The sequence below is a fragment of the Roseomonas sp. USHLN139 genome, assembly GCF_037145735.1.
In the GTDB taxonomy this organism is placed as follows: domain Bacteria; phylum Pseudomonadota; class Alphaproteobacteria; order Acetobacterales; family Acetobacteraceae; genus Pseudoroseomonas.
The window spans coordinates 373,153-388,081 of record NZ_JBBCWY010000002.1 but is presented as its reverse complement, the minus strand read 5'-3'; the positions used below and the strand labels follow the sequence as shown (position 1 = coordinate 388,081).

At 72.3% G+C, this 14,929-nt stretch carries 16 protein-coding genes; 7 read left to right on the top strand and 9 right to left on the bottom strand.

Going from position 1 to position 14,929, the window contains the following annotated elements; all coding sequences use genetic code 11:
- Positions 1-4: 4 nt before the first annotated feature.
- The 3 genes from WFI16_RS09065 to WFI16_RS09055 all read right to left on the bottom strand — a co-directional run bounded on the left by WFI16_RS09065 (position 5) and on the right by WFI16_RS09055 (position 2,931).
- A complete protein-coding gene (locus WFI16_RS09065; RefSeq protein WP_442970664.1) occupies positions 5-1,276 on the bottom strand; it encodes an ATP-binding protein in 1,272 nt (423 codons plus the stop codon).
- A gap of 49 nt (positions 1,277-1,325) precedes the next feature.
- Positions 1,326-2,036 (bottom strand): response regulator, encoded by a 711-nt coding sequence (locus tag WFI16_RS09060; protein WP_419897499.1) that lies wholly within the window; start codon positions 2,034-2,036, stop codon positions 1,326-1,328.
- 94 nt (positions 2,037-2,130) lie between these two features.
- Complete coding sequence (locus tag WFI16_RS09055) at positions 2,131-2,931, bottom strand: SDR family NAD(P)-dependent oxidoreductase (RefSeq protein WP_419897498.1); 801 nt, start codon at positions 2,929-2,931, stop codon at positions 2,131-2,133.
- 97 nt (positions 2,932-3,028) lie between these two features.
- On the opposite strand from WFI16_RS09055, the gene WFI16_RS09050 reads away from it, so the two are divergent.
- From WFI16_RS09050 to WFI16_RS09030, 5 genes are read left to right on the top strand one after another with little or no spacing between them, the layout of a single operon-like run.
- Positions 3,029-3,841 carry an IclR family transcriptional regulator gene (locus tag WFI16_RS09050; protein ID WP_419897497.1) on the top strand — a complete coding sequence of 271 codons (813 nt, stop codon included), beginning with the start codon at positions 3,029-3,031 and terminating at the stop codon, positions 3,839-3,841.
- Positions 3,841-4,398 (top strand): carboxymuconolactone decarboxylase family protein, encoded by a 558-nt coding sequence (locus WFI16_RS09045; protein ID WP_419897496.1) that lies wholly within the window; start codon positions 3,841-3,843, stop codon positions 4,396-4,398. The genes WFI16_RS09050 and WFI16_RS09045 overlap by 1 nt, the downstream gene beginning before the upstream one ends.
- The gene (locus WFI16_RS09040; protein ID WP_419897495.1) at positions 4,398-5,345 is read left to right on the top strand and encodes an SMP-30/gluconolactonase/LRE family protein; all 948 of its coding nucleotides are present in this window, start codon (positions 4,398-4,400) and stop codon (positions 5,343-5,345) included. The genes WFI16_RS09045 and WFI16_RS09040 overlap by 1 nt, the downstream gene beginning before the upstream one ends.
- A gap of 50 nt (positions 5,346-5,395) precedes the next feature.
- Positions 5,396-6,379 carry a Bug family tripartite tricarboxylate transporter substrate binding protein gene (locus tag WFI16_RS09035; RefSeq protein ID WP_419897494.1) on the top strand — a complete coding sequence of 328 codons (984 nt, stop codon included), beginning with the start codon at positions 5,396-5,398 and terminating at the stop codon, positions 6,377-6,379.
- Positions 6,379-6,825, top strand: coding sequence for a hypothetical protein (locus tag WFI16_RS09030; RefSeq protein ID WP_419897493.1), 447 nt, complete (start codon positions 6,379-6,381; stop codon positions 6,823-6,825). Before WFI16_RS09035 ends, WFI16_RS09030 begins: the two co-directional genes overlap by 1 nt.
- A gap of 168 nt (positions 6,826-6,993) precedes the next feature.
- Here WFI16_RS09030 and modD read toward each other — a convergent pair whose 3' ends face one another.
- Positions 6,994-7,842: a ModD protein gene (gene modD, locus WFI16_RS09025; RefSeq protein ID WP_419897492.1), complete on the bottom strand. Its 849-nt coding sequence runs from the start codon at positions 7,840-7,842 to the stop codon at positions 6,994-6,996.
- Positions 7,843-8,026: 184 nt separating this feature from the next.
- Here modD and WFI16_RS09020 point away from each other — a divergent pair, with 184 nt between their 5' ends.
- Positions 8,027-8,608, top strand: coding sequence for a sigma-70 family RNA polymerase sigma factor (locus WFI16_RS09020; protein WP_419897491.1), 582 nt, complete (start codon positions 8,027-8,029; stop codon positions 8,606-8,608).
- Entirely contained in the window at positions 8,592-9,371 is a 780-nt protein-coding gene (locus WFI16_RS09015) for a hypothetical protein (RefSeq protein WP_419897490.1), read from the top strand. Before WFI16_RS09020 ends, WFI16_RS09015 begins: the two co-directional genes overlap by 17 nt.
- A 130-nt stretch (positions 9,372-9,501) precedes the next feature.
- Here WFI16_RS09015 and WFI16_RS09010 read toward each other — a convergent pair whose 3' ends face one another.
- From WFI16_RS09010 to pdxR, 5 genes are all read right to left on the bottom strand, one after another.
- Positions 9,502-11,004, bottom strand: coding sequence for a tripartite tricarboxylate transporter permease (locus WFI16_RS09010; RefSeq protein ID WP_419897489.1), 1,503 nt, complete (start codon positions 11,002-11,004; stop codon positions 9,502-9,504).
- A 16-nt stretch (positions 11,005-11,020) separates the two neighbouring features.
- Positions 11,021-11,614: a hypothetical protein gene (locus tag WFI16_RS09005; protein ID WP_419897488.1), complete on the bottom strand. Its 594-nt coding sequence runs from the start codon at positions 11,612-11,614 to the stop codon at positions 11,021-11,023.
- Positions 11,615-11,778: 164 nt separating this feature from the next.
- Positions 11,779-12,150 carry a nuclear transport factor 2 family protein gene (locus WFI16_RS09000; RefSeq protein WP_419897487.1) on the bottom strand — a complete coding sequence of 124 codons (372 nt, stop codon included), beginning with the start codon at positions 12,148-12,150 and terminating at the stop codon, positions 11,779-11,781.
- Positions 12,147-13,454: an aminotransferase class III-fold pyridoxal phosphate-dependent enzyme gene (locus WFI16_RS08995; protein ID WP_419897486.1), complete on the bottom strand. Its 1,308-nt coding sequence runs from the start codon at positions 13,452-13,454 to the stop codon at positions 12,147-12,149. Before WFI16_RS08995 ends, WFI16_RS09000 begins: the two co-directional genes overlap by 4 nt.
- 20 nt (positions 13,455-13,474) lie before the next feature.
- Positions 13,475-14,926: a MocR-like pyridoxine biosynthesis transcription factor PdxR gene (pdxR, locus tag WFI16_RS08990; RefSeq protein WP_419897485.1), complete on the bottom strand. Its 1,452-nt coding sequence runs from the start codon at positions 14,924-14,926 to the stop codon at positions 13,475-13,477.
- Positions 14,927-14,929 lie beyond the last annotated feature (3 nt).

The window sequence follows — 14,929 nt, the reverse complement described above, 5'->3', positions numbered from 1 at the left end:
CGGCTCAGCCGCCGCGCAACAGAATCTCGGCGCGCAGCCCGCCGCCGCCGGCGCGGTTGCGCAGCGCCAGGGTCCAGCCGCCTTGGCGCAGCGCCAGCTCGGTGATCGCCAGCCCCAGCCCGCTGCCGGTCGGGCTCTTGTGGCGGCCGCGGAAGAAGCGCTGGGTCACCAGCGGCAGCTCCTCGGCCGGGATGCCGGGCCCCTCATCCTCGACGAAGAGACGCGCGTCACCCTCGATCCCCCAGCGCACCAGCCCGCCCGCCGGCATGTGCTGGACCGCGTTCTCGTGCAGGTTCCGCAGGGCCAGGGCCAGCAGGGCCCGGTTGCCGCGCAGCCGCAGGCCGCGCAACGCCGGGTCGATCTCGACCCGGCCGGCGCCGGTCCGCGGCGGCTCGGCCACCTCGGCCAGCAGCGCCGCCAGGTCGATCTCCTCCAGCCGCTCGGCCTCGCTGCCGGCATCGAGCTTGGCCATGCTGAGCAGCTGCCGGACCAGCCGCGTGGTGCGGTCGACGGCGACCAGGATCTGGCGCAGCGCGCCCTCCCGCACCGCCGCATCGCCGCGGGCGGCAATGGCGATCTGCGCCTGCGCCTTCAGCCCGGCCAGCGGCGTGCGCAGCTCATGCGCGGCGAAGGCGGTGACCGCCCGCTCCTGCCGCCGCGCCGCCTCGACCTTGGCGAAGAGGTCGTTCAGCGCCTGCACCACCGGGCGGATTTCCGCCGGCGCGTCGGGCGTCGCCTCGATCGGCCGCATATCCTCTTCCGACCGGCGGTTGAGCTCCCCGGTCAGCGCGCGCAGCGGCCGGAAGCCGCGCGCCAGGCAGGCCCAGATCAGCAGGCCGAGCAGCGGCAGGATCAGCAGGCCCGGCACCAGCAGGCTCTTGATCAGCTCGGCCAGCAGCGCCTGGCGCTCCGCCAGCCGGTCGCCGACCAGGATGCGCAGGCCGCGCGCCGCATCCTCGACCACATAGACGCGCCAGGCCTCGCCGCCGACCTCCTGGTCGGCCAGGCCCGGCGGCTGGTCCGACAGTCTTGCCAGGGGCGCGCCGTCCGACCGGGCGACCAGGCGGCCATCCAGCGACCAGACCTGGCAGGAGAGCGGCCGGCCGGCCCCTTCCAGCGAAGGCAGCCGCGCCGCGCCGGGACTGGCCGCCACCAGGTTGCCGTCGGTGATCAGCGAGGCGACCATATGCGCCGAAGCCTGCAGCCGGCTGTCCAGCACCTGCTGCAGCCGATGGGTGGCGCCGGCATGGATCCAGGCCGCGGCGCAGAGCCACAGCAGCCCGGTCCGGCCAGCAGGATGGCGAACAGCCTGCCCTGGATCGACCTCATGGCGGCAGATCCCTTGGCAGATCCCGCTGGGGCGCCCGCATCCGGTAGCCGACGCCGCGCACCGTCTCGATCACCTCGCGGCCCAGCTTGGCGCGCAAATTGTGGATATAGACCTCGACGGCGTTGCTCTCGATCTCGTCCTGCCAGCCATAGAGGCGGGTCTCGATGTCGGCGCGCGACTTGATGACGCCCGGCCGCTCCATCAGCGCGGCGAGGACAGAGAATTCGCGCCGCGACAGCTCGACCGCGCGGCCGGCGAGCGTCACCCGCTGCGCCGCCGGATCGAGAAGAAGATCGCCGAGCTGCAGCAGCGCCGTCGCCCGGCCCGCCCCGCGCCGGGCGATGGCGCGGACCCGGGCGGCCAGCTCATCCAGGTCGAAGGGCTTGCCGAGGTGGTCGTCGGCGCCGCTGTCGAGGCCGCGGATGCGGTCGGCCACCTCGTCCAGCGCGGTCAGCAGCAGCACGGGCGTGCGGTCACCGCCGCGCCGCCAGAGCGCGAGAAGGTCGAGGCCGGAGCCATCCGGCAGCATGACGTCCAGCACCACCGCGTCGAAGCCGCCGGTGGCCAGCGCCGCCCGGGCATCGGCGCAGCTGGTGACGCCGTCCACCGTGGCGCCGGCCAGGCCCAGCCCGACGCGCACGGCATCGAGCAGCACCGCATCATCCTCCACCACCAGCACCCGCATGCCGCCGCCCAGGGCCCCCATCGCTGCTGCCGCCGTGTTGCCCGGCCGGCTTAAGGCGGCCTTAAGGCTAGCGCCCCGGCGCGGGGGATGGCAGCCCGTCGCGTGCCATCACGCCCTAGCCGCAGCGCACCGACATGCCGCCATCGACCACCAGCTCGGTGCCGGTGATGAAGCGCGCCTCGTCGGAGGCCAGGAACAGCACGGCATGGGCGGTGTCGCGCCCGTCGCCGGCGAAGCCCAGCGGGATGCGCGCCAGCCGCTGGGCCAGCAGCGCCTGGGCATCGCCGCCCGCCCGCTGGCCGGCCAGGCGCGTCTCGACCATCGGCGTGTGCATCTGGCCCGGCACCACGGTGTTCACCCGGATGCCGCGGGCCGCGTATTGCACGGCGACGACCTTGCCGAACTGGATGACGCCGGCCTTGCAGGCGGCATAGGCGACCTGGGCCGCGCCGGTCCAGCGGAGGCCCGAGGTCGAGGCCAGGTTGACGATGGCGCCCGCGCCTTGCGCCTCCATCAGCGGCAGCACGTGCTTGCAGGTCAGGAAGACGCTCTTCAGGTTGAAATCGACCTGGGCGTCCCAGACCTCCTCGGCCATCTCGACCGGACCGCCGGGGGCCGAGCCGCCGACATTGTTGACCAGCACGTCGATCCGGCCCTGCGCCGCCTGCACCGTCTGCACCATGGCGCGCACCGCGGCGCTGTCGGTGACGTCGCAGGCCAGCGGCGTGAAGCTGCCGCCGGCCTCGGCGATGCGGGCGGCGGTCTCCTCCATCGCGGCCAGGTCGCGGTCGACGCCGAAGACCCGCGCGCCCTCGGCGGCGAAGAGCACCGCCGCCGCCCGGCCATTGCCCCAGCCCGGCCCCACCGAGCCGGCGCCGGTGACGATCACCACCCTGTCCTGGAATCGCGGACCCATGGCTGCCTGCCTCCCTGTCTGGGCGGCAGGCTAGGCGGCACTTCCACCCTGCGCAACACACTTCCGAAAGCTGGCGAGGCTTGCTAGCCTCGGCGGCGTGAGCAAACCGTCCGAGTCACGCAACGCCGTGCCGACCCCCGCCCCCCGGCCGCGCCGCGCCGCCGCTGCCGACCGTCCCGGCACGCCGGCGGCCGAGGCCGAGGGCAGCGTCCGCGCCGTCGACCGCGCGCTGGCCCTGCTGACCGCCTTCCGCGAGGAGGACGGGCCGCTGGGCCTGGCCGAGCTGTCGCGCCGCGTCGGCCTCAGCATGACCACGGCGCTGCGGCTGCTGCAGACGCTGGAGGGGCCGGGCTTCATCCGGCGCCTCGCCAGCGGCGGCTATGTCCTGGGCCCGACGCTGATGCTGCTCGGCGACCGCTGCCGGCGCTCGCTGCGGCTCGAGGACCATGTGCCGCCGGCGCTCGAGCGGCTGCGCGGCGAGAGCAGCGAGAGCGCCACCTTCTTCATGCGCGACGGGCACCAGCGGCGCTGCGCCTTCCGGCTCGACAGCCCGCAGATCGTCCGCGACTACGCCCGCGTGGGCGAGGTGCAGCCGCTCGGCCGCGGCGCGCATGGCCGGGCGATCATCCTGTTCGATGCGGGCGGGCTGCCGGGCCCTGTGCTGCCCTTCGTCACGCTGGGAGAACGCCACCCGGATCTCGCCGCCATCGCCGCGCCGGTGCTCGATGCGCAGGGCGAGGTGCCGGGCTCGATCGGCATTTCCGTCCCCCTCTACCGCTTCACCCCGGCGGTCGAGGCGCTGTGCCGCCGCCTGGTGCTGCGCGAGGCGCTGGCGATCACCGCGGCGCTGGGCGGCGATGTCGCGCGGCTGCAGGCCGCCACCGCCGATGACCTGAAGGAGCCTGCCTGATGGCCCGCTTGGCCCTCCCCGCCGAAGCAACCCGGACCGAGGCGCAGCGCCTGGCCATCGCCGAGGCGACGTCCGGCCGCCGCGGCCGCGTCCCCGCGCCGATGATCGCCTGGCTGCAGAGCCCGGAGCTCGCCCGCCGTGGCCAGCACCTGGGCGAGATGCTGCGCTACGAGACGACGCTGGAGCCGAGCCTGTCCGAGCTCGCCATCCTGGTCACCGCGCGGCACTGGACGGCGCATTACGAATGGGTGGTGCACAAGCGCGAAGGGCTGAAGGCCGGCATGGACCCCGAGGTCATCGCCGCCATCGCGGCGCGGCGCCCGCCGGTCTTCCGCGACGCGCGCGAGCGCGCCGTCTTCGCCGTCTCGACCTCGCTGCTGGAGACGCGCGGCGTGCCCGACGCGCTCTATGCGGAAGCCGTGGCGGCGCTGGGCGAGCGCGGCATGGTCGAGCTGATCGGCATCCTCGGCTATTACGCGCTGGTCTCGATGACGCTGAACACCTTCGAGATCGGCCTGCCGGAAAGCTTCGCGCCCGAGCTGGCGGAGACCGCCTGATGCCAGACCGGGACCCGATGCCGCGCTACCCCGACCCGGCCATCCGCGCGCTGCACCCGTCGTTCGAGAAGTATCACCTGCCGCTGGCGGCGGTGGAGCGGCTGGCCACCGGCTGCCGCTGGGCCGAGGGCCCGGTCTGGTTCGGCGATGCCCGCCACCTGCTGTGGAGCGACGTGCCGAACGACCGCATCCTGAAATGGGAGGCGGAAAGCGGCAGCGTCAGCCTCTATCGCGGCGGCGCCGGCCACTTCGCCAATGGCAATACCCGCGACCGGCAGGGGCGGCTGGTCACCTGCGAACATGGCACCCGCCGCGTCACCCGCACCGAGCATGATGGCAGCGTCACCGTGCTGCTCGACCGCTTCGAGGGCAGGCGGCTGAATTCTCCCAATGACGTGGTGGTCAAGTCGGACGGCTCGATCTGGTTCACCGACCCGCCCTTCGGCATCATCGGCAACTACCAGGGCTTCGCCGCCGAGCAGGAGTTGCCGGCGAACATCTACCGCATCGACGGCCTGACCGGCGCCGCGCGGATCGTGGCGGAGGGCGTCGCCGGGCCCAACGGCCTGGCCTTCTCGCCCGATGAGTCGCTGCTCTATGTCATCGAATCCCGCGCCCGGCCGCGCAACATCCTGGCCTTCGACGTCACCGGCGAGGGCACCACGCTCGGCGCGCTGCGTGTGCTGATCGGCGCCGGCGAGGGCACGCCCGACGGCTTCCGCGTCGATGTCGACGGCAATCTCTGGTGCGGCTGGGGCATGGGCAGCGCCGAGCTCGACGGCGTGCGCGTCTTCAACCCGGCAGGCGAGCCGATCGGCCACATCTCGCTGCCCGAGCGCTGCGCCAATCTCTGCTTCGGCGGGCCGCGACGGAACCGGCTGTTCATGGCCGCCTGCCGCTCGGTCTACGCCCTCTATGTCAACACCCAGGGGGTGGCCGGCGGCTGAGCGCCGCACCACCGCTCCTGGCCCCTGCCCAAGACCAACAAGGAATGTCCATGCTCTCCCGCCGTTCCCTGGCCGGGCTCGGCGCCGGCCTGCCGCTGCTGCCCCCCCTCGCCCGCCCGGCCCTGGCCCAGGCGACCCTGCCCGAGACGCCGATCCGGCTGATCGTCCCCTTCCCGCCGGGTGGCCCGAACGATCTGCTGGCCCGGCTGCTGGCGCAGAAGATCGGCCCGCTGATCAAGCGCAACGTGGTGATCGAGAACCGCTCCGGCGCCGGCGGCGTGGTCGGCACCGATGCCGCCGCCAAGGCCGCGCCGGACGGCACGACCATGGTGCTGACCAGCGCCGGCGCCATCGCCATCTCGCCGACGCTGATGCCCGCCATGCCCTTCGACGTCACCCGCGACCTGGCGCCGCTGACCCTGGTCGCGCTTATGCCGGAGCTGCTGGCGGTCAATCCGAAGCTGCCGGTGAAGACGCTGGCCGAGCTGGTCGCCTATGCCAAGGCGCGCCCGGGCGAGGTCAATTTCGCCTCCAGCGGCAATGGCAGCATGCCGCATCTGGCCGGTGAATCGCTGCGCTTCGCCGCGGGCATCGACATCATCCACATCCCCTATCGCGGCGCCGCGCCGGCGGTGACCGACCTGATGGCCGGCCAGGTGCACATGATGTTCGCCGACATGCCGGCGCTGCTGTCGCAGGTGCAGGCCGGCGCGCTGCGGCCGATCGCGCTGGCCGGCGACAGCCGCTCGCCGCTGCTGCCCGAGGTGCCGACCCTGGCCGAGGCGGGGCAGCCCAGCGTCGCGCCGGTCAACTGGTACGGGCTGGTGGTGGCGGCGAAGACCCCGGCGCCGATCCAGACCCTGCTGCAGGAGGCCGCCACCCAGGCGCTGCGCGATCCCGAGCTGGTCGCCGCCTATGCCGGCCAGGGCGCCAAGGCGGCCCCCGGCAGCGCCGAGGAATTCCGCCGCTTCATCGCCGACGAGACCCAGCGCTGGGGCGACATCGGCAAGCGCGCCGGGGCGAAGATCGACTGATGGCCGACCTGCTGATCAGCGCCGCGGGCCCCGGCCCGCGCTTCGCCGCGGTGGACGACCCGGCCGATGTCATCGCCTGGCAGGAGCCGGCGACCGAGGCGCCGGGCGACCGCTACCGCCTGATGCAGGCGATCGGCGATGCCGGGGTCGAGGCGCCGTTCCTCTATATCGTCGAGCAGGACGTCGAGGCCGCCGACGAGGCCGAGCTGAACCGCTGGTATTTCGAGGAGCACCTGCCGCGCCTCGGCGGCGTGCCGGGGGTGATTTCCGCCCGGCGCTATGCCCTGGTGGAAGGATCGGCGCGCCAGTACCTGGCGGCCTACCGGCTGGAGCGGCAGGAGGTCTTCGAGGGCCCCGTGTGGATGGTGGCGCGGCAGACGCCCTGGACGGCCACGGCGCGCCTGCTGTTCAGGAATCCTCGGCGGAGGATGAGGATGAAGCTTTAGAAACAGAAGGTTCGGGGAATGAACTTCCCCCGCGTCGAGATTGGCGTCTCGCCGGACTGCCCTGGCATCGCCGCAGCGGGGTCCTGGTCCCTGAACGGCCGGTGACAGAAAAAAGAATGGGGTCTGGGGAAATTCATTTCCCCAGCCTTTTCTTATAAAAACCTGTCCCTAAAGCTTTTCCATCACCACCGACACGTCGAGCGGCGCTGCCGAATAGGCTGCCGAGGTCACCAGCAGGTCGGCGCCGGCGCGGGCGTAGTCGGCGGCATTGCCCTCATGGATATTGCCGGTGGCCGCGATCAGCGGCCGGTTCGGATGGCTGCCCAACGCGCGGAGCACCTCGGCCATCTGGTCCGGCGTCATCCTGTCGCACTGGACCATGTCGACGCCGGCATGGGCCATCTGCACGGCCTCGTCGACGCTCGCGGCCTCGACCGCGATCTTGCGCTCGGGCTGTGCGGCGCGCAGGCGGGAGACCCAGAGATGGGGTGGCTCGCGGCCGAGGAAGGCGCGGTGCTGGGCGAAGACCAGGATGCTGTCCGACAGGCCCAGCCGGTGCGGCACGCAGCCGCCGGCGGTCAGCGCGCGCAGCGAGAGGTCCTTGGCGCCAGGCAGGTGCTTGCGGGTGCCCGCCACCACCACCCCCGGCCGGCCGAGCTGCGCCGCGGCGCGGATCCGGCTGGCGCGGGTGGCGAAGCCGGAGGCGATCTCGACCAGGGTCTGCGCCACCTTCGAGGCGGCGTGCAGCGCGCCGGCCGGTCCTTCCGCGATCAGCACCGGGCTGCCGGGTTCGAGCAGCGCGCCGGAGGTCGCCAGCCGCCGCACCTCGCGCGCGCCGGCCAGCTGGAACAGGATCGCGGCCTCCTCGGCGCAGCAGAGGGTCATCGGGGCGGCAGCGGCCAGGGTGGCGCGGCCCGGGGCTTCGGCGATGCCCAGGCCCTGGGTGGTCGGGTCCCCATAGGGGACATCCTCGCGCAGCATGGCCTCCAACCGGGCCATGGACAGGGTGAAGCTCATGACGTTTCCCAACAGCGGTACAGGACTGCCCTGTCACCAAGACACGCGGCCCGGCGCTTGTGAAGGGCTGAGCACAGGGGCCACCCATGCGCCGGCCGGGGTTCCCGGCGGCGCGGGCGCAGGAAATCATGCGACAGGCGGAAAAGGCCGGGAATAAATCCCGTGCCGGCGGCGTAATCGGGTCATGATCTTCGGATGGCGACAATTCGACGTGGTGGCGCATCTGGTGCCGCTGCGACGCTATGCCCGCTCGCTGACCCGCCATCCCGAGGATGCCGAGGATCTGGTGCAGAGCGCCCTGCTGCGCGCCTATGACCGCCGCGGCAGCTTCCGCGCCGGCGAGGACCTGCGCACCTGGCTGCTGGTGGTGCTGCATTCGACCTTCGTCGATGGCTGGCGGCGGCAGGCGGCCGAGCGCGCCCGCATCCAGGCGGTGAGCGAGGCGGCGCCGAGCCATGCCGAGCCGGCGCAGGACCATGCGCTGCAGCTCGGCCAGGTCTGGCGCGCCTATCAGGTGCTGCCGGACGAGCAGCGCGCGGCCTTCCACCTGGTGGCGCTGGAAGGCCTGTCCTACCAGCAGGCGGCCGAGGTGCTGGACGTGCCGATCGGCACCGTCATGTCGCGGCTGGCGCGGGCGCGTGATATGCTGCGGCGGCTCGACAACCCCGCTGCCGCGGCCGGCAGCCCGGCGGGCCGCCCGGGGTCGCGCGGCGCCACCCTCCCTTCCCTGCGCGTCGTCGGAGGCTCGCATGACCCGGATGCCTGAGACGGTCACCGATCTCGAGATCGACGCCTATCTGAACGAACAGCTGGACCTGCAGGGCCGCATCGCAGTGGAGAGCGCGCTGGCCGCCAATCCGGCGCTGGCCGCCCAGGTGATGGCCGATCTGCGGGTGCGCGACACGCTGCGCGCGGCCACCGCGGCGCCGGCGGCCGGGCCGGGTGCCGCCGGGGGGGACGCCGTCGACCTGGCGGCGCGCCGGCTGCAGCGCGGGCTGGGACGGCAGCAGCTGCGGCGCTCGGTCGGGCGCGGTGCCTTCGCGGCGGCCTGCGTGGCGCTCGGCTGGCTGGTGCACTGGCAGGTCAGTTCCTTCGGCGGGCTGCCCAGCGAGGCTGCCGCCCCGCCGCCGCGCTTCGTCACCGAGGCGGTGCAGGCGCATCGCACCTCGCTGCTGCGGGCCAGGATGGAATCGCAGCTGGAGGCGCCGGAATTCGACCGCCGGGAGATCCTGCACAGCACGGCGATCGCGCTGCCGCAGTTCCCGAGCGACTGGCGCGTGCTCGACGTGCAGGTCTATCCGGCGGCGCTGGGCTCCAGCGTGGTGGTGATGTTCCGCACCGCCGATGCCGGCCCCTTCTCGCTCTACATGGCGCATCTGGGCAGCGAGCGCAGCGTCGCCCTGCGCATGGCGCGCCAGGGCGAGAAGCAGGTGGCCTATTGGCGCGAGGGCAAGCTCGGCATGGCGCTGACCGGCCAGGCCAGCGCGGTAAAGCTGCGCCGCATCGCCACCCTGCTGGCGGCGATCTGATACCTAGCCCTGCCTGACGGCGGACGGCAAAAAGGGGCCGGGGCATCGCTGCCCCGGCCCCTTTCGCGTCGGGCGGGAGGGCGGGAGGGGCCGGCCCCTTCCCGCCCGATTTCTGGTGGCGCCGCGGGCGTCAGCCCGCCATCGCCGCTTCCTTCTTCTTGCGCAGGCCCGGCAGCAGCATCATCGCCAGGGTCAGCAGGGCGATGCCGAGCAGCACGGCGCTGATCGGGCGCTGGAAGAAGATCAGCGCGTCGCCACGCGACAGCAGCATGGCGCGGCGCAGATGCTCCTCCATCATCGGGCCAAGGACGAAGCCGACCAGCAGCGGCGCCGGCTCCATCTTGATCTTGGCGAAGACGTAGCCGAGGACCGCGAAGAACACCGTCTGGTAGACGTCGAAGACGCTGTTGTTGATCGAGTAGACGCCGATCGCGCAGAACACCAGGATCGCCGGGTACATGAAGCGGTACGGCACCTGCAGCAGCTTCACCCACATGCCGATCATCGGCAGGTTGATGACCAGCAGCATGACGTTGCCGATCCACATGGAGCAGATCAGGCCCCAGAACAGGTCGGGCTGGGCTTCCACCATGCGCGGGCCCGGCTGGATGCCCTGGATGATCAGCGCACCGACCATCAGCGCCATCACGGCGTTGGAGGGGATGCCGAGCGTCAGCAGCGGGATGAAGCTGGTCTGGGCGGCCGCGTTGTTGGCGGCCTCCGGACCGGCCACGCCCTCGATGGCGCCGCTGCCGAACTGGTCGCGCCCCTTCGAGATCTTGCGCTCCATCATGTAGGAGCCGAAGGAGGCCAGCGCTGCGCCGCCGCCTGGCAGGATGCCGAGGACGGAGCCGATGACGGTGCCGCGCAGCACCGACGGGGTGGCGCGCTTCCACTCCTCCTTGGTCAGGAACAGCGAGCCCACCTTGGTCGAGAGCACGCTGCGGACCTCGGGGTTCTCGAGGTTCAGGATGATCTCGGAGATGCCGAAGACGCCCATGGCGATGGCGGCGAAGTTCAGCCCGTCGGACAGTTCGGGGATGCCGAAGGTGAAGCGCTGCTGGCCGGTCTGCACATCGGTGCCGACCAGGCCGAGCGCCACGCCCAGCACCACCATGCCGACCGACTTGATCACCGAGCCCTGCGCCAGCACGGCCGAGATGATCAGGCCAAGCAGCATCAGCGAGAAGTAGTCGGCGGGTCCGAAGGACAGCGCGACTTCGGTCAGCAGCGGGCCGGAAGCGGCGACCAGCACCGTCGAGACCGAGCCGGCGAAGAAGGAGCCAAGGGCGGAAATGGTCAGCGCCGCGCCGGCGCGGCCGTTGCGCGCCATCTTGTAGCCTTCGAGCGTCGTCACCACCGAGGAGACCTCGCCCGGCAGGTTCAGCAGGATGGCCGTCGTCGAGCCGCCATACTGCGCACCGTAATAGATGCCGGCGAGCATGATGATGGCGGTGGTCGCCGGCTGCCCGAAGGTGATGGGCAGCAGGAGGGAGATGGTGGCGACCGGGCCGATGCCCGGCAGCACGCCGATGGCGGTGCCGATCAGCGCGCCGAGCAGGGCGAAGAGCAGATTGTCGAAGCTCATCGCCACATGGAAGCCATGGGCGAGATTGGCGAGCAGGAGTTCCATGCTGGTTATCTCCTGCTCAGAAGGCCGGCCAGACGTTGACGCGGATATCCAGCTCGTAGATGAACATCCACCAGCACAGCGCGATCAGGAAGACCACGCAGCCGGCGACGCCGAGCGGCCGGTGCGTCGGGTCGGCGAGTGCGGCGATCACCACCATGGCGGCCACCGCCAGCACCAGCCCGCCCTGCTCCAGCAGGATGCCGAAGACGGTCATGCCGATCAGCACGAAGGCGATCTGCCGCCAGCCGGGGCTGACCGCCATCACGCCCATGCAGATGGTCAGCGCGATGCCCATCGGATACCAGTTGACCGACAGCGCCGGCACGCTCGCCGCCAGCGGATAGGCGACCAGCCCGGCACCGATGCCGATGGCCAGGGTGACGAAGTCGAGCTTCGTCCACTTCTCCAGCGGATCCTCGCCGGCGCGGAAGGCCAGCGCCACGACGATGACGCCGAGCAGCAGCTCCAGCCAGAAGACCAGCATCGGCATGTAGCCCGGGCCCATGCGCCGCGCCGAGCCCAATGTGTGCTCGCCGTTCAGCCAGAGGCCGACCAGCGCCAGCACCAGCAGGACCACCCCGGAGGCGAGGTCCTTTGCATTCACTCTCATTGCATCCCCTCTTGGACCCCACATGCCGTCCGGCCACCAGGCCGGCACGCATGCGCCCCTCGATGAGGCGCCTACGAGGCCGGAGGGGGAATTATTCCAGTCAGGGGCGGGAATTTCTTCGCGACCGGGGCGCCGCGCGCGCCCGGGTCGCGAAGATGGCAGTCCTAGCCTTGAGAATCGTAGGCCCAGGCCTTGCAGACGATCTTCCAACCTTGCGGATATTTAATCAGCAGGAGCTCATCAATGAAGCGGTGGGCGCCCAGCGCGTCGCGCACGCGGACATGCGCGGTGGTGGCGCTGGGCTGGGCCAGCGACACCACCTCATCGACGCGGGCATCGTTGGTCGCGGCCGGCGCCGGGCGGTTGGCCACGCGCTCCAGCCAGGCATCCAGGCCGAGCGCCGCGGTCACCGCATTCTCTGCCGAGAAGAGCTGCGCCTCGGGGTGGAAGGCCTGGCGGAAGGCGGCGACGTCACCGTCATAGAGGGCGTCGAAATACTGCTGCACCACGGCGCGGATGGCGGCCTCGTCACTCATCGGATCGTCTCCTGCTGGTTGTGCGCCCGGTCGGCGAGATCCAGGCTCTGGTCGAGGATGGCGAGCAGCCGCTCGGCATCCTGCGGTGAAATGATCAGCGGCGGCGCCAGGAACAGCGAGGTCTGCTCGCCGCTGGTGCCGATGACGGCGCCGAGCGCCAGGGCCTCGGCCGCCACCCGCGAGGCGATGGGCGCCTCGACGGTGTCGGCCAGCCAGTCCTGCCAGGCCGGGCCGTGCAGCTCGATGGTCCAGTGCAGCCCCTGGCCGGCGATGCGCGCGACACTCGGATGCCGGCGCCCGATTTCCGCCAGCCGCGCGGCGAACAGCGTCTCCAGCGCCGCGACGCGGTCGAGCAGCGCCTCCTCCTCCAGAATGCGCAGATAGGCGCTGACGGCGGCCATGGCCATCGGATGGCCGCGCAGCGTGCCGTAGTTCTGCCAGGCGCTGCCCCGCATCCGCTCGACCATCTCGGCCGAGAAGAGCACGGCGGCGACCGGCACCATGCCGCCACCCAGCCCCTTGCCCAGCGTCACAATGTCGGGCCGCGACGCGCCGCCCTGGAAGGCGAAGCGGCGCCCGGCGCGGCCCAGGCCGGTTACCACCTCGTCGGCGATCCACAGGCAGCCGGCCGCGCGCGCCATGCCGGCCAGCGCGTCCTGATAGGCGCCGTCGTGATAGAAGCCGCCCTGGCTGTAGTCGAGGATCATCGCCGCCGATTGTGCCAGCATCCCCGGCACCGCAGCCAGGCGCTCTGCCAGGGGCGCCGGCGCCACGTCGTCGCTGCGGTACAGCGCGCCCTCGGGCGGCGGCAGGATGTGTACCGGCGCGCCGGCGAAGGGGCGGCGCGTGGCACCGGGGGCGGCCAGCCCGCCATGCCAGTGCGGCTGCACGGTGACGTCGCGCGACAGCCCGACCAGCCCGTGATAGGCGCGTGCCCGCGTCGCGATCGCCGGCCGCCCGCTGATCGCCTGCGCCAGGCTGAGGGCGATGTCATTGGCCTCGCTGCCGCTCAGGCAGAAGCGGATGGCGCCGGCCCAGTCCTCGCCGGGCAGCGCCACCCGGAAGAAATCCTCGGCCGCCTGATCGCGGCCGGACCAGTTCCAGCCCTCGTTGACCATGGGCAGGCTGGCGGCCTCGCGCAGCGCCGCGATCATCGCCGGATGGGCATGGCCGAGCGGGCCGCCGGTGTTGCTGCCATCGAGCACGCGCCGCCCGTCGGCCAGGATGAAGAAAGCGCCCTCGCCGCCGGTGACGCGCGGCGCCTCCGTGCCGGCATTCAGCCCAGTTCGCAGCAGCCTGCCCATGCCTCGTCCTTTTTCGATTGTCACTGGCGCAGTGCCGCCGCGACGGCGGCGAGGCGCGGATGCGCCTCCTCCGCGCGCAGCCGGCCATAGCCGATCACCAGCCCCTGCCGGTCGGGCGGGCCGAGATAGCATTGCGACAGCGGCTGGATGGAGTTCCCCGCGGCCCGGCTGCGCGCCGAGGCCTCGCGGTCGGTCAGGCGCGCGGCCAGGGCGGGGGTGAAGAGCGCGGTCAGGTGCAGCCCGGCGGCGGTCGGCGTCACCTCCAGCAGGTCGGGCATCAGCTCGCCGATCGCCGCCAGCACCGCCTGCTGCCGCGCCGCGTAGCGCTTGCGCATCCGCCGCAGGTGGCGCAGCAGATGGCCTTCGGCGAGGAAGGCGGCCAGCGCCGGCTGCGCGGTGCCGGCGGAATGCACGTCGATGCGGGCGCGGCCGCGGCCGAAGGCCTCGACGAAGCCCGGATGCGCCACCAGGTAGCCGAGCCGCAGGCTGGGCAGCATCACCTTGGAGAAGGTGCCGAGATAGATCACCCGGCCACTGCGATCGAGCGACTTCAGGGCGGCGGCCATGCTCTCGCGATGGCGGAACTCGGAATCATAATCGTCCTCGATGATCCAGCTTTCCTGGCGCCGTGCCCAGTCCAGCAGCTCCAGCCGCCGGTCCAGCGCCATGGCGATGCCGAGCGGGAACTGGTGCGAGGGCGTCACCACCGCCAGCCGCGCCTTCGGCGCCCGGCGGATGCCCTCGGCGACGACCAGCCCCTTGGCGTCGACCGGCACCGGCACCAGCTTGGCACCGGCCGCCAGCAGGCTGCTGCGCGCCTCGATGAAGCCGGGTTCCTCGACCCAGACCTCGTCGCCGGGATCGAGCAGCATGCGGCAGCACAGATCCAGCGCGCCGGCGCTGGCCGGGGTGATGACCACCTCCTCCGGCCGGCAGAGCAGCCCGCGCACCGCGCCGAGATACTCGGCCGTGGCGGCACGCAGCGGCGGCCAGCCCAGCGGCGACATGGCGCGGCAGAGATCGGCCGGCGGCCGCTGCCAGGAATGCCGCAGCAGCCGGGCCCAGAGCTCGAAGGGGAATTCCTCCAGATCCGGCGTGCCACTGGAGAAGGGCGAGGCGAGGTCGGAGACGTAGTCGATCTCGCTCACCGCCCGCCAGCGTTCGGAGAGGCGGGGCGATGGCTGCTCGCCGGCCGCGGGCGCGGCCCCCTTGGCCACCGGCGCCACCCGCACCCCGCCGCGCGGCGTCGACTGCAGATAGCCCTCGGCATAGAGCAGGTCGCAGGCGGCCTGGACGATGGCGCGCGAGCAGCCGAGCTCGGCCGCCATGGCGCGCGACCCCGGCAGCCGCGTGCCCGCCGCCAGGCTGCCATCCAGGATGCGCGGCCGGAGCGCCGCGGCCAGCTGCTGGTAGAGCGGCAGCTCCGCCCGCCGGTCCAGCGGCAGCCCGGCCAGCGACAATCGGCTGCGCATCGC

Coding starts and splice junctions, on each gene's coding strand:
- WFI16_RS09060 (WP_419897499.1), bottom strand. CDS start 2,036: ATGGGGGCCCTGGGCGGCGGCATGCGGGTGCTGGTGGTGGAGGATGAT.
- WFI16_RS09055 (WP_419897498.1), bottom strand. CDS start 2,931: ATGGGTCCGCGATTCCAGGACAGGGTGGTGATCGTCACCGGCGCCGGC.
- WFI16_RS09045 (WP_419897496.1), top strand. CDS start 3,841: ATGGCCCGCTTGGCCCTCCCCGCCGAAGCAACCCGGACCGAGGCGCAG.
- WFI16_RS09040 (WP_419897495.1), top strand. CDS start 4,398: ATGCCAGACCGGGACCCGATGCCGCGCTACCCCGACCCGGCCATCCGC.
- WFI16_RS09035 (WP_419897494.1), top strand. CDS start 5,396: ATGCTCTCCCGCCGTTCCCTGGCCGGGCTCGGCGCCGGCCTGCCGCTG.
- WFI16_RS09030 (WP_419897493.1), top strand. CDS start 6,379: ATGGCCGACCTGCTGATCAGCGCCGCGGGCCCCGGCCCGCGCTTCGCC.
- modD (WP_419897492.1), bottom strand. CDS start 7,842: ATGAGCTTCACCCTGTCCATGGCCCGGTTGGAGGCCATGCTGCGCGAG.
- WFI16_RS09020 (WP_419897491.1), top strand. CDS start 8,027: ATGATCTTCGGATGGCGACAATTCGACGTGGTGGCGCATCTGGTGCCG.
- WFI16_RS09015 (WP_419897490.1), top strand. CDS start 8,592: ATGACCCGGATGCCTGAGACGGTCACCGATCTCGAGATCGACGCCTAT.
- WFI16_RS09010 (WP_419897489.1), bottom strand. CDS start 11,004: ATGGAACTCCTGCTCGCCAATCTCGCCCATGGCTTCCATGTGGCGATG.
- WFI16_RS09005 (WP_419897488.1), bottom strand. CDS start 11,614: ATGAGAGTGAATGCAAAGGACCTCGCCTCCGGGGTGGTCCTGCTGGTG.
- WFI16_RS09000 (WP_419897487.1), bottom strand. CDS start 12,150: ATGAGTGACGAGGCCGCCATCCGCGCCGTGGTGCAGCAGTATTTCGAC.
- WFI16_RS08995 (WP_419897486.1), bottom strand. CDS start 13,454: ATGGGCAGGCTGCTGCGAACTGGGCTGAATGCCGGCACGGAGGCGCCG.
- pdxR (WP_419897485.1), bottom strand. CDS start 14,926: ATGCGCAGCCGATTGTCGCTGGCCGGGCTGCCGCTGGACCGGCGGGCG.